A 12,009-nucleotide genomic window follows, 5' to 3' on the forward strand; every position below is an offset into this window, starting at 1 on the left:
AGATGAAGCATCCAGCCTGGTATCCCGACTGGCAAGAAGAAGCCTTCGACGAACTGGTCGCAAAGAACAAACGCTTGGAAGATGAATTTCGCCTCGGCCACTGGCCTCGTTATGACTATGACCTGACGGCTGGGAAGCTTCTGTTCTCCGACAACGGGATCACCAAGGTCGTCGCTGAAATCCAGCTTGCCGGTTCAACCAGCGTCAAAGCCGACAATTGGCTTTGGGCATGGGCAAATTCCAACCTGCCCGGTTGCCTTCTTGAAGACGCCAAGCGTGCCCGCTCCTTCGGAGAGGAAAACGGGATCGACGAATTGAGTCAGCCCTATGTGACAAACGAGGACAACGACCTGGAAGCCTTGGGTTGGGATTTGAGTGCAGCGACGGTTCGACTTTGCGACGCGCTTGGGACCTATCGTTCTCCGCGGGGCGAAGGTGGGGCTCTGTATCTGGTTTTCAAGACAGTTGGATGGGCGAACTGAATTGTATGCAGAGAGCCCGCGCCTTTCAGCGCGGGCCTTGGATACTGACTTGAGGCCGTCAGTAGGGCGAAATGCACTGCTGACGCGGGCCGTTGTAGGGCTGGAAGGTATTGTCCCAGGCGCGGTACGAGCGATAGCGGTCGTAGCACCACTGCACATGCGCGTCGCCACCACGGTAGACACGGTTCTGGCTGTTGATGATGGCCCCGGTAATCAACGCGCCGGTGGCAAAGGCAGCCAGCGGGAACCAGTAGTCGCCGTGCCGGCGATAGCCGCGGCGATATTCGCGGTAGCCACGATGGCCGTTCCAGTAGACGACGCCGTTATTGCGGACGACGTTGCGGTTGAAGGTGCGGTGCCTTCTCCAATCTTGGTATTGGACAGTCTGGACATCCGACGACATGCCCTGGATTTGCGGCACATACGCTGGCTGGGCGCTGACCGGCACAATCTCTGCCGCGACGAACGACCCCGAGAGGGCGGCTGCCAGCAAACCTGATGCGATCCTGTTCATTGATCTCCTCCTGGAGAGTTGATGGACGTCCCTATGCGAGAAAAACAGGACAAAGGTTGCAATGGTTCCAAACCAATCTTCAAACCTTTGTTATTGCGTTGTTTTCTTGGATTGGCCGGTGACCGGGTCAGCAATCGGGCGCCCCATCGGCGGGGCAAGAAATGGCATTGAAGGCGGGGACGAGCGTTGCCTGCGAGGCCGGTCGAAATCGGCGTTGAAGCATCATCTTTTTCCGGTTGACCGGTCGCGGCAGTCTCCCTATGTTCCGCGCAATTTCGAGGGCGGTCTTTTCAAGCCCACGGGAGCGCGTAGCTCAGCCGGTAGAGCAACTGACTTTTAATCAGTAGGTCATGGGTTCGAATCCCATCGCGCTCACCAATTCTCCGATAATCTCATGCTCGCCTGGCAAGCTGGCTTGCAAGGGCGAAACGGTTGGGCGATGCTGGTTTGGGGCGTGGTGTCGGCAACAGCGATATCGTGGAAGGGGCACCACTATGTTCGTCGATTACTACGAGCTGCTCGAAATCAGCCCCAACGCCAACTCCGAAACGATCGAACGGATATTCCGCTATTTTGCCATGCGCTATCATCCCGACAATCGGGAAACCGGCGATGAATCACGCTTTAGCGAAATCGTAGAAGCCCATAATACGCTCAAAGATCCGGTCAAGCGCGCGCAATACGACATTCAGTATAAGGAACATTTGAGCCTTCGCCGTGAACTGACTGAGGAGGCCAGCAACGCCAAAGGTCTTGAGCGGGATGTGGTCATCCAGGCCAAGCTGCTGTCGCTTCTTTATGTGAGGCGCCGACAAGACGTCAACAATCCGGGGATTGGTGATGAGGAACTCGAACGCTTGTCAGGCTGTCCGCGCGAACATCTGGAGTTTCATCTCTGGTACCTGAAAGCAAAAGGTTGGATCGCGAGGATCGAAAACGGTATGTTCGCCATAACCGTCGACGGCATCGATCGGGCAAATTCCGAACATCGTCGTGACGTCGCCACGACTAGGCTGCTGGATCATACGAGCTGAAACCAGCGCTGAAGCCTTGGCAGGTGTCGGTCAGCCTTTCCGACAGTCGCGGCTGCTTGCGGGGTCATGGTTGCCCAGCGAAAGGATTGATCGGCCGCTCCATACCCCGATTTCCACGGAAGCGTGCAACTCGCGTGGTGTGCTCCGGCCGGTCTGGAGGGTCCAAGGGGAGGCAAAATGTCTAAGAAGAAGGTGATCGCGGTCAAAGACTGGACCTGCGCCATGAGCGACGAACTCGGTCGCGTGGCCCTGGTGGTCAACCCGACCGATGGCGAACCGATCATGGTTCTGATGACGATCTTTCAGGCGGCGAAGATGGGGCGCGAACTGCAGTCGCCGGGACGGGCGCAGCTATCGACCTTGTAACGGCGTTGATCCATCCCCTCGGGCCGGGCGCAAGACAACCCATCCTTGTGACCGGAGTGGGGGGCGGTTAAAGTCTGATTTCCCGAAGGAGGCTCCAGGATGGCACTTGACCTTTCGGTAGAGACTTCCGCCCGTAAGGCGGCGACACCCGGCAAATACCTCTTCGGCCCCGTCGCCGACTTCCTCATGCTCGGCGGCAGCGCCTTCCTGATCCTGCCGATCCTGCTGCTGGTGCCGCTTGAATATGAAGGTCCGGTGGCCGCGACGATGGTCATCGTGGCCTACGCGGTAAACTATCCGCACTTTGCCCATTCATATCAGATCTTCTACCGGAATTTCGGGCGGAAGGTCCGGGGCGACGGATATGACAAGAACCTCCAACGTCGCTACATTTTCGCGGGTATCGTCGTGCCGGTGATCATGGGTGTGTTCTTCGCCTATGGCGCGGCAACGGCCAATGCGCGCCTGCTGGGCTACGCGGCCAATGCGATGTTCTTTTTCGTCGGCTGGCACTACGTCAAGCAAGGCTACGGCATGCTGATGGTGGATGCGGTGCTGAAGCGCAAGTTCTTCGACGATCGGGACAAGAAGGTGCTGCTGGTCAACAGCTATGCCGTGTGGATCCTAGCTTGGCTGCAGACGAACACCGCGGTTACCCAGGGCAACTACTACGGCCTGGAATACTATACATTTTCAGCCCCTTCGTGGATCGCCAACATCGCCCTGCTGGCGGCCATTGCTTCGACGGCGGCGACCGTGGCGATGCTGATCAATCGCTGGCGCCGCAATGGCCGTGCCTTGCCGTATAACGGGCTCGTGGCCTATGTCGCGTCGCTCTATCTCTGGATCCTGATTGCAAGAATAAATCCGCTTTGGCTGCTGGTGGTGCCGGCGCTCCATTCGCTGCAATATCTGGCGGTGGTCTGGCGCTACCAGACCAATGTCGAGCGCGACGGCTCTGGTGCCGTCGGCTATCCGCGATTGAAAGTCCTGTCCTTGCTGGGGCCGCTCTACAGGCTGCGCGTCCTGGGATTCATCGTTGGTGGCGCTGCGCTGGGATATCTCGGTTTCTGGCTGATCCCGATGGCGATGACTGCCCTGATACCCTACGACAAGCAGGTCCTCGGGTCCTCGCTGTTCTTCTTCATCGTGCTGATCTTCATCAACGTCCATCACTACTTTTTGGACAATGTGATGTGGCGCCGCGGCAACCCGGAGGTGTCGCGGTATCTGTTCCGCTGAGGCGACCAGGAAAGCAGGTTGCGGCCTCGCTCATTTACCCGGAGCCGGACATTGTCCTTGCACGTCAGATGTCAGCCGCTGCCCAACACCAACGACACGTTGCCGCCGGCATGACGCTCCAGCCGTCCGGCAAGGTCGAGTTCGAGCAGCACCATCGCTATTTGAGCGGCGCTCATGCCGGTGTGACGGATGATGTCGTCCACCGCAATCGGCGTCGGGCCGAGCGCTTCCAGCACGTCGGCGCGCTGGTTCTCGCCCGGCGGCGGCAGTGCCGACAGGTCGGGCGCTTCGGCCAGCGGCGCAATTCGTGGCGGGCGGGTGCCGGCAAGCGGAGCCAATGCGCCCAGGACGTCGGCCGCCTCGGTGACGAGCGTGACGCCATCCTTGAGCAGGGCATTGCAGCCGGCGGCGCGCGGATCGAGCGGCGAACCGGGCACCGCGAAGACCAGCCGGCCCATCTCATTGGCCAGGCGGGCGCTGATCAGCGAGCCGGAGCGCTGCGCCGCCTCGACCACGATCAGACCCAGCGCCATGCCGGCAACAATGCGGTTGCGGCGCGGAAAATCCTGCGCGCGCGGCTGCCAGCCGAACGGCATTTCCGAAACCACGGCGCCGCCGCGCTCGGCGATGTCGTCGCACAGGCGGGCATTTTCAGGCGGGTAGGGTTGATCGAGACCGCCCGCCAGAACGCCGACGGTGCCGGTTGAAAGGCTGCCCTGATGCGCCGGGGTGTCGATGCCGCGTGCAAGGCCGGAAACGATACCATAGCCTTCGCGACCGAGGTCTGCCGCCAACATGCGCGCCATCTTGATGCCGGCAAGCGAGGCGTTGCGGGCGCCGACAATCGCCACCGCCGGCAGCCGGAACACCGCGCCTTCGCCCTTCATGGCGAGCAGCGGCGGCGGGTTGTCCATGGTTTTCAGCAGAAGCGGATAGTCCGCTTCACCGATTCCGACGAAGCGGGCGCCGGCCCGGCGCGCCGCCTCGAGTTCCGACTCGGCTTCGGCAATGCTCGGAATTCGGGCGATGCGGCTGGCGCCGCCCGAGATCATCAGTTCGGGCAACATCTCCAGCGCGGCCTCGGCCGAGCCGAAGCGGTTGACAAGTTCGCGGAAAGAGGCCGGGCCGACATTCGGCGTGCGGATCAGGCGAAGCCAGGCAAGCCTCTGCCGGTCGCTGAGGCGCGGGCCGGCGGCTGGCGCGCTCATCCCTTGGCCCCGATCTTGCCCTCGCTGCCGGCGAGCAGCCGCGAGATGTTGGCGCGGTGCTTGACGATGACGATGAGGCTCATCGCCGCGAGAAGGCCAGCGATCTGCGGCGTGCTAATGAGGTAGAGCGCGATCGGCACGATTACCGCGGCGACCAATGCCGCCAGCGATGAGTAGCGGAACAGGAATGCAACGGCGAGCCAGATGACGGCGAAGATCAGAGCGCCCTGCCAGGCCAGTCCGACCAGCACGCCGAGATAGGTGGCGACGCCCTTGCCGCCCTTGAAGCCGAGCCAGACCGGAAAGAGATGGCCGAGAAAGGCGCCGAAGCCGGCCCAAAGCGCAAATTCCAGCCCGAAATGCCCGGCGATCAGAACTGCCGCGGTGCCCTTCAGCGCATCGAGGAGCAGTGTCGCGGCGGCGAGACCCTTGTTGCCGGTCCTGAGCACATTGGTTGCACCGATGTTTCCCGAGCCAATCTTGCGCACATCGCCAAGCCCGGCCGCGCGGGTAATCAGCAGACCGAAGGGAATCGAGCCGAGCAAATAGCCGAACAGCAAAGACAGGACGTAGCTCATTGATTTCCCCCGCTTTTTGTCTTCAGCCGGATCGGTCGCTCTGTCCCGCTCTCGTGCTCTCAGGCCGAAAACACTGTGCGGCCCGCAACCATCGTTTGCAAGACCTTGCCCTGAAGGCGCGCGCCCTCAAAGCAGGTGTTCTTGGAGCGCGAGTGCAGGCCGCTTTCGCTGACGATCCACGGCTCATCGAGGTCCGCCACTACGAGGTCGGCTGGCGCACCGGGCTTCAGCGTGCCGCCCGGCAGGCCGAACAGCTTTGCCGGAGCGGTCGAAAGCGTCTCGATCAGCCGGGGCAGGGGAATGTCGCCATTGTGGTAGAGCCGAAGTGCTGCGCCGAGCAACGTTTCCAGGCCGATTGCGCCAGCGGCGGCATCGGCGAAGGGCAGCCGCTTGGTATCGACGTCCTGCGGATCGTGCGAGGAAACGATGATGTCGATGGTGCCGTCCTTGATCGCTTCGATCATGGCCAGCCGGTCCTCTTCGGCGCGCAGCGGCGGGGTCAGCCGGAAGAAGGTGCGGTATTCGCCGACATCGTTCTCGTTGAGCGACAGGTTGTGGATCGCCACGCCCGCCGTGACACTGGCGCCGTCGGTCTTTGCCCGGCTTACGGCGCCGACCGCCATCGCCGTCGAGATCTTGGCGGCGTGGTAGGCCCCGCGTGTCAGCCGCGCCAAGGCCAGATCCCGTTCCAGCGGGATCAACTCGGCTTCGCGCGGAATGCCGGCAAGGCCGAGCCAACTGGCGTAGAGACCTTCGTTCATCACGCCGGCGGAGGCGAGATCCGCATCCTGCGTCTCGTGCGCGATCACGCCGCCGAAATCTCGGGCGTAGGTGAGCGCGCGGCGCATCACCAGCGCATTCGCGATCGTGTGGCGTCCATCGGTGAAGGCGACGGCACCGGCTTCGCGCAGCAGGCCGAACTCGGTCATCTCGCGGCCTTCGAGGCCCTTGGTGATCGCCGCCGCCGGAAAGATGTTGACGCTCGCCGTGTCCCTCGCCGTGCGCAGCACGAATTCGACCAGCGCCACATTGTCGATCACGGGATTGGTGTCGGGCATCATGACGATAGAGGTTACGCCGCCGGCCGCTGCCGCCACGCTTGCCGAGGCAATGGTCTCGCGATGTTCGCCGCCTGGCTCGCCGATGAAGACGCGGGCATCGACGAGACCCGGCATGACCGTCTTGCCGGTGCAGTCGATGACGACAGCCCCTTCGGGAGCGCCCTGGTTCAGCGCCGCCTTGCCGGCGACCGCGATCTTGCGGCCGTCGACGATGACGGTGCCGACTTCATCGATGCCGCGCGACGGGTCGACGACCCGCGCCTTGCTGAAAACTGTCGTCGTCATGCGCCGCTCCCCTCCTGGTTGCGGCCCTCATGATTGCGACGGGGGTCGAGCAGCGCTTCCATCACGGCCATGCGGACAGCCACGCCCATCTCGACCTGTTCCTGGATGACGCTTTGCGGCCCGTCGGCGATTTCCGAGGCAATCTCGACGCCGCGGTTCATCGGCCCGGGATGCATGACCAGCGCGTCCTGCTTGGCGGCCTTGAGCTTTTCGGCGTCAAGGCCGAAATAGCGGAAATATTCGCGGATCGAGGGCACGAAGGCGCCCTCCATGCGCTCGCGCTGCAGGCGCAGCATCATCACCACGTCGGCGTCCTTCAGCCCCTCGGCCATGGAGCGCGCGACGATCACCCCCATCCGTTCGATGCCCGAAGGCAGCAGCGTCGAGGGCGCCACGACGCGCACCTGCGCGCCCAGCGCATTCAAGAGCATGATGTTGGAGCGGGCGACGCGCGAATGCAGGATGTCGCCGCAGATCGCCACGATCAGCTTCGACAGCGGGCCCTTGGCGCGGCGGATGGTGAGCGCGTCGAGCAGCGCTTGCGTCGGATGCTCGTGCGCCCCGTCGCCGGCGTTGACCACCGAGCAGCCGACCTTCTGCGCCAGAAGCGCTGCAGCGCCGGCGGACTGGTGACGGATGATCAGGATGTCCGGCCGCATGGCGTTGAGCGTCATGGCCGTATCGATCAGCGTCTCGCCCTTCTTCACCGAAGAGCTTGCCACCGACATGTTCATGACATCGGCGCCAAGGCGTTTCCCCGCCAGTTCGAAGGACGACTGCGTACGGGTCGAGGCCTCGTAGAACAGGTTGATCTGGGTACGGCCGCGCAATGTCGAGGTCTTCTTCTCAGACTGCCGCGAGATGGCGACGGCCCGGTCGGCGCGGTCGAGCAGCAGCTCGATATCGGCCGGGGAAAGGTCGCGGATGCCCAGAAGGTGGCGGTGAGGAAAGAGCGGCAGGGACGAAGCGTCGGTCATCTCAAGGCGCTGCTATAGGGTGCGCCCCGGCCAGCCGCAAGCGCCAGCTTTGGATTGCGGGCTTTCTCCCCGGTATTTTCGTCGCGCGCCTTGTGTCGCTTGGGCTATAACGCGGCAATGGCTTCGGATTCGCGACCGCGGCCTTTCAGATGGTAAGGACAGTGGCGTGACCGACGACGTGATCAACCAGCCGCCGCCGCTGACGGGCGGCAACGCCTGGCGGGGCGATCCGTTGCTCATCCAGCTTGCGGAGCGCTTTTCCGAGCCGGTGCGCAAGGATCTCGACGGGCTCGGCCGGTTCGTCATGACGCAGGAGGCGCAGGAACTCGCCCGCCTCGCCAATACCGACACGCCAAATCTCAGGACGCATGATCGCCAGGGCCGGCGCCTGGATCTCGTCGAGTTTCATCCGGCCTATCATGCCCTGATGCGCCGCTCGATCGCCGGAGGCCTGCATTCCTCGGTGTGGGAGAATGGCGACGCCGAGATCGGCCGGCGGCATCAGGTGCGGGCCGCCCGCTTTTATCTCACTGCCGAACTGGAGACGGGGCATCTCTGTCCCATCACCATGACCAGCGCCTCACTGGCGGCACTGATGGCAAGCCCGAAGCTGTTTCGCGAATGGGCGCCGCGGGTGACGACGCGCAAATACGATCAGAGCCAGAAACCGCCGGTACAAAAGACCGGCCTCACCCTCGGCATGGGCATGACCGAGAAGCAGGGCGGCACCGATGTGCGCGCCAACGTCACAAAGGCGGAGCGCACGGGAAGCGGCTTCTACCGGCTCACCGGACACAAATGGTTCATGTCGGCGCCGATGTCGGACGCGTTCCTGGTGCTTGCCCAGGCATCGGAAGGGCTTTCCTGCTTCCTCGTACCGCGCATCCTGGGCGACGGTTCCGGCAATGGCTTCCGCTTCCAGCGGTTGAAGGACAAACTCGGGAACCGCTCGAACGCGTCGTCGGAAGTGGAGTTCGTCAATGCGATCGGCGAGATGGTCGGCGAGCCGGGCGCCGGCATAAAGACGATCATGGACATGGTGACGCTGACGCGGCTGGATTGCGCGGTCGCTTCCTCGGCGATCATGCGGGCAGGGCTCGCCGAAGCCATCCACCACACGCGCCATCGCCAGGTGTTCGGCACCAATTTGATCGACCAGCCGCTCATGCAGCGCGTGCTCGCCGACATGGCGCTCGATGTCGCCGCCGCGACGGCGCTGTCGTTCCGCCTGGCGCGCTCTTTCGACGAAGCTGCCAGCGATCGCGGCGAGGCGGCCTTTGCCCGGGCCATGACGCCGGTGGTCAAGTACTGGGTTTGCAAGCTCGCGCCGCCGCTGCTGTACGAGGCGATGGAATGCCTGGGCGGCAACGGTTATGTCGAGGAGGCGCCGCTTGCCCGCTACTATCGCGAAGCTCCGGTCAACGCGATCTGGGAAGGCTCGGGCAACGTCATGGCGCTTGACGTGCTGCGCGTGCTCGGCCGCGCGCCGGCCCTGTTCGAGGAGGTGCTGGCCGGCATCGACCGCGACTTGGGCGCCGGCGGTCGCGGCACGATCGGCGTGCTCAAGGCCGCAATGCAGGTGGCCGGAACCGACGAGGGTTCGGCGCGGCTGCTTACCGAGCAACTGGCGCTGTCGGCCGCGGCCGCCGAGTTGCGCCGGCTTGGGGCCGGACGAATCGCGGACGCCTTCGTCGAGACGCGCCTCGGAGGTCAGTGGCGCACCACCTATGGCATGCTCGATTCGCGCCACGACGCGCGTATGATCATCGACACGCTTTACCCGCCTCTGACCTGAGCGCAGCCCCCAGGACTTGATCTGTAAACGCGCGCTGGCCTGTGGATGGCGGTTAACCTTAACAAATGGTTTCCGTTGCGGGGAGGCATCGCAAGGGTCACTGTCGTGACTGAAGTAGGGAACGCTTAACCATAGCCTTCCGCTGCCTCATCAAGCAGGAATGCCATGCGGCACGTATTGAGCTCACTTCTGGCCTTGCAAAGGGCGCTGATTTTCGCCCTGCTCGCCTACATCTGCATGGATGGCAGCTGGGGCATTGTATCGGCGTTTGGCGTGCTCGGCGGTTCCGCGCCGGCCAGCCGCTTCCCAGGTCTGGAACATGCGGTGGCGGTGGCGCTGCTCGCCTCCTGGGTCGCGGTCATTGCCGAACGGCGCCGGGCCGTCGCGGCCATGGTGGCGCACAAAAGCGATGTCGGTTTAGCCAGCCACCATATGGCCAAGAGTGCCGCGAACACCTCCCTGCCTTCACGCCTATCCGATCGGCCGGACGGCAAACGGGGAGTTCGCCGCTGATGCGCAGCCTTCTCGCATTCTGGGCCGCTCCGCTGGTCCTGTTCTGGGGCTGGTATTTCCTGTCACTCAACGACATCAATTTCGGCTATGTCATGCTGAGCCGCCAGTTGCACGATCTGGCGTTCCAGCTTTATGGCCAGGTGCTCGGCGTCGATCCGGCGATCATCCCGGGCATGGTGGCGCGGGCCTGCGTGTTCGACAGCTTCCTGCTGCTGGGGTTGGTGGCGTTCCGCCGCCGGCGCCGGATCGCCGAATGGATCGGGCAGCGCCGCGAGGGGCCGGTCAATCCCGAGCGGTTCGCCCGAGCGACTGGAGCCGGTCCAACGCTCCCTGCAGAATAAAGGCGGCCGCGGCCGAATCGATTTTCCCGGCGCGCTTCCTGCGCGAGAAATCCATCTCGATCAGCGTCCGTTCCGCCGCGACGGTCGATAATCGTTCGTCCCACAGCACGAAAGGCAGATCGGAAAGTGGCGCCATGTTGCGCACGAAGGCACGCGATTTTTGGGCGCGCGGCCCCTCCGATCCGTCCATGTTGACGGGCAGGCCGAGCACGATCGCGCCGACATTGTCCTTCTCCAACTGCGCCAGCAGCTGGGCGGCGTCTGCCGAGAATTTCTTGCGCAGGATGACCGGGCGCGGATGGGCGAAGGAAAGCCCACGGTCCGACACCGCGACGCCGATCGTCTTGTCGCCGAGGTCGAGACCGGCCAGCGTGCGCCCGCCCGCCAGCCGAGCCGGCAACTGCTCTATCGCGATGATGCTCACCAACTCTCCCGGGTGCTGTGCCGCGCGGCCTTTTGATGAGCCGCAGGACTTTAATTTTGCTGTTGGCGTTCTATCCTTTGACAACGAGAAAATCGAGGAACCATCCATGAAGCTGACCTGGTACGGACATTCGGCATTCCGCGTCGAGACCAAGGACGCCAACATTCTCATCGACCCGTATCTGGTCGGCAATCCATCGTGGACCGGCGGCTGGGAAGGACCGGCGGAAGGGGTCACGCATGTTCTGCTGACCCATGGCCACAGCGATCATATCAGCGGTGCGACCGAAGTGCTGAAGAAGAGCGGCGCCATGCTGGTCGCGAATTTCGAGATCTGCATGTATCTCGTCGGCCAGGGCGTCAGCGAGAAGAAAATCAATCCGGGCAATATCGGCGGCACCGTGGACTGCGGGCCCTTCACCACCACCTTCGTCCAGGCGCTGCATTCCTCCTCCTTCGGCGGACACGGCGGGGCCAACACCTATCTCGGCAATCCTGGCGGCCTGGTCCTGCATTTTGCCGAGGACAAAACCCTCTACCACATGGGCGATACCGACATCTTCTCCGACATGGCGCTGATCAATGAGCTGCACGAACCGAAGATCGGCCTCGTGCCGATCGGCGACCGCTTCACCATGGGCGGCGCCGTGGCGGCTCTGGCCTGCCGGCGCTTCTTCCGCTTCGATACCGTCGTTCCCTGTCATTTCGGCACCTTCCCGCTGATTGATCAGACCGCCGACAAATTCGTGGCAGGCATGGAGGGGTCAGGGGTCAAGGTGGCGCTGCCGGAGATCGGCAAAGCGATCACCGTCTAGGCTATCCCGCCATCCGGCACGATCGATGTTGCGCGGCAAGCGGCGCGCCGCTATAGCCCGCACTGGTTTTCCCGAGGCAATAGAACATGTCCGTTGATCTTCAGACCGTGAAGCGCGTCGCTCACCTTGCCCGCATTGCTGTGAGCGAGGAGGATGCCGAGCGCATGACTGGCGAACTGAACGCCATCCTCGGCTTCGTCGAACAATTGAACGAGGTCGACGTCTCGGGCGTCGAGCCAATGACCTCGGTCACGCCGATGGAGATGAAGAAGCGTCAGGACGCCGTCACCGACGGCAACAAGGCTGCCGACATCGTCGCCAACGCCCCGGCAACGGATGAGAATTTCTTCCTCGTTCCGAAGGTGGTGGAGTAAA

General features: G+C 63.1%; 15 protein-coding genes and 1 tRNA gene. 10 read left to right on the forward strand and 6 right to left on the reverse strand.

Annotated elements, in window-relative coordinates; genetic code table 11:
* The first annotated feature begins 2 nt into the window (after positions 1-2).
* A complete protein-coding gene (locus EN818_RS01535) occupies positions 3-482 on the forward strand; it encodes a DUF6882 domain-containing protein (protein WP_095805926.1) in 480 nt (159 codons plus the stop codon).
* A gap of 58 nt (positions 483-540) precedes the next feature.
* Here EN818_RS01535 and EN818_RS01540 read toward each other — a convergent pair whose 3' ends face one another.
* Positions 541-996, reverse strand: coding sequence for a BA14K family protein (locus tag EN818_RS01540; RefSeq protein ID WP_135903924.1), 456 nt, complete (start codon positions 994-996; stop codon positions 541-543).
* A 302-nt stretch (positions 997-1,298) separates the two neighbouring features.
* On the opposite strand from EN818_RS01540, the gene EN818_RS01545 reads away from it, so the two are divergent.
* The 4 genes from EN818_RS01545 to EN818_RS01560 all read left to right on the forward strand — a co-directional run bounded on the left by EN818_RS01545 (position 1,299) and on the right by EN818_RS01560 (position 3,638).
* Positions 1,299-1,374, forward strand: a tRNA-Lys gene (locus EN818_RS01545).
* 116 nt (positions 1,375-1,490) lie between these two features.
* On the forward strand, positions 1,491-2,030 hold the full coding sequence (locus EN818_RS01550) for a J domain-containing protein (protein ID WP_095805924.1): 540 nt from the start codon (positions 1,491-1,493) through the stop codon (positions 2,028-2,030).
* A 177-nt stretch (positions 2,031-2,207) separates the two neighbouring features.
* The gene (locus tag EN818_RS01555; RefSeq protein ID WP_095805923.1) at positions 2,208-2,396 is read left to right on the forward strand and encodes a hypothetical protein; all 189 of its coding nucleotides are present in this window, start codon (positions 2,208-2,210) and stop codon (positions 2,394-2,396) included.
* 99 nt (positions 2,397-2,495) lie between these two features.
* Positions 2,496-3,638 (forward strand): hypothetical protein, encoded by a 1,143-nt coding sequence (locus EN818_RS01560; protein ID WP_095805922.1) that lies wholly within the window; start codon positions 2,496-2,498, stop codon positions 3,636-3,638.
* A gap of 71 nt (positions 3,639-3,709) precedes the next feature.
* Here EN818_RS01560 and dprA read toward each other — a convergent pair whose 3' ends face one another.
* From dprA to EN818_RS01580, 4 genes are read right to left on the reverse strand one after another with little or no spacing between them, the layout of a single operon-like run.
* Positions 3,710-4,846: a DNA-processing protein DprA gene (gene dprA / locus EN818_RS01565; protein ID WP_135903926.1), complete on the reverse strand. Its 1,137-nt coding sequence runs from the start codon at positions 4,844-4,846 to the stop codon at positions 3,710-3,712.
* Complete coding sequence (gene plsY, locus EN818_RS01570) at positions 4,843-5,424, reverse strand: glycerol-3-phosphate 1-O-acyltransferase PlsY (protein ID WP_095805921.1); 582 nt, start codon at positions 5,422-5,424, stop codon at positions 4,843-4,845. The genes dprA and plsY overlap by 4 nt, the downstream gene beginning before the upstream one ends.
* A gap of 59 nt (positions 5,425-5,483) precedes the next feature.
* Positions 5,484-6,770, reverse strand: coding sequence for a dihydroorotase (locus tag EN818_RS01575; protein WP_095805920.1), 1,287 nt, complete (start codon positions 6,768-6,770; stop codon positions 5,484-5,486).
* Positions 6,767-7,747: an aspartate carbamoyltransferase catalytic subunit gene (locus EN818_RS01580; RefSeq protein WP_095805919.1), complete on the reverse strand. Its 981-nt coding sequence runs from the start codon at positions 7,745-7,747 to the stop codon at positions 6,767-6,769. The genes EN818_RS01575 and EN818_RS01580 overlap by 4 nt, the downstream gene beginning before the upstream one ends.
* A 166-nt stretch (positions 7,748-7,913) precedes the next feature.
* Here EN818_RS01580 and EN818_RS01585 point away from each other — a divergent pair, with 166 nt between their 5' ends.
* The 3 genes from EN818_RS01585 to EN818_RS01595 all read left to right on the forward strand — a co-directional run bounded on the left by EN818_RS01585 (position 7,914) and on the right by EN818_RS01595 (position 10,396).
* Positions 7,914-9,542, forward strand: coding sequence for a DNA alkylation response protein (locus EN818_RS01585; RefSeq protein WP_095805918.1), 1,629 nt, complete (start codon positions 7,914-7,916; stop codon positions 9,540-9,542).
* A gap of 165 nt (positions 9,543-9,707) precedes the next feature.
* Entirely contained in the window at positions 9,708-10,055 is a 348-nt protein-coding gene (locus tag EN818_RS01590; RefSeq protein ID WP_135903928.1) for a hypothetical protein, read from the forward strand.
* The gene (locus EN818_RS01595) at positions 10,055-10,396 is read left to right on the forward strand and encodes a DUF6105 family protein (RefSeq protein WP_095805916.1); all 342 of its coding nucleotides are present in this window, start codon (positions 10,055-10,057) and stop codon (positions 10,394-10,396) included. The genes EN818_RS01590 and EN818_RS01595 overlap by 1 nt, the downstream gene beginning before the upstream one ends.
* Here the strand turns inward: EN818_RS01595 and ruvX are convergent.
* Positions 10,338-10,820 carry a Holliday junction resolvase RuvX gene (gene ruvX, locus EN818_RS01600; protein ID WP_095806150.1) on the reverse strand — a complete coding sequence of 161 codons (483 nt, stop codon included), beginning with the start codon at positions 10,818-10,820 and terminating at the stop codon, positions 10,338-10,340. The two genes, EN818_RS01595 and ruvX, sit on opposite strands and share 59 nt — an antisense overlap.
* 106 nt (positions 10,821-10,926) lie before the next feature.
* Between ruvX and EN818_RS01605 the strand changes: the two genes are divergently transcribed.
* Together EN818_RS01605 and gatC are read left to right on the forward strand one after the other, a co-directional pair.
* Positions 10,927-11,634: a metal-dependent hydrolase gene (locus EN818_RS01605; protein WP_095805915.1), complete on the forward strand. Its 708-nt coding sequence runs from the start codon at positions 10,927-10,929 to the stop codon at positions 11,632-11,634.
* Positions 11,635-11,720: 86 nt separating this feature from the next.
* Entirely contained in the window at positions 11,721-12,008 is a 288-nt protein-coding gene (gatC, locus tag EN818_RS01610; RefSeq protein WP_095765337.1) for an Asp-tRNA(Asn)/Glu-tRNA(Gln) amidotransferase subunit GatC, read from the forward strand.
* The last annotated feature ends 1 nt before the right edge of the window (position 12,009 follow it).

Source organism: Mesorhizobium sp. M3A.F.Ca.ET.175.01.1.1, assembly GCF_004791945.1.
Classification (GTDB): Bacteria; Pseudomonadota; Alphaproteobacteria; order Rhizobiales; family Rhizobiaceae; genus Mesorhizobium.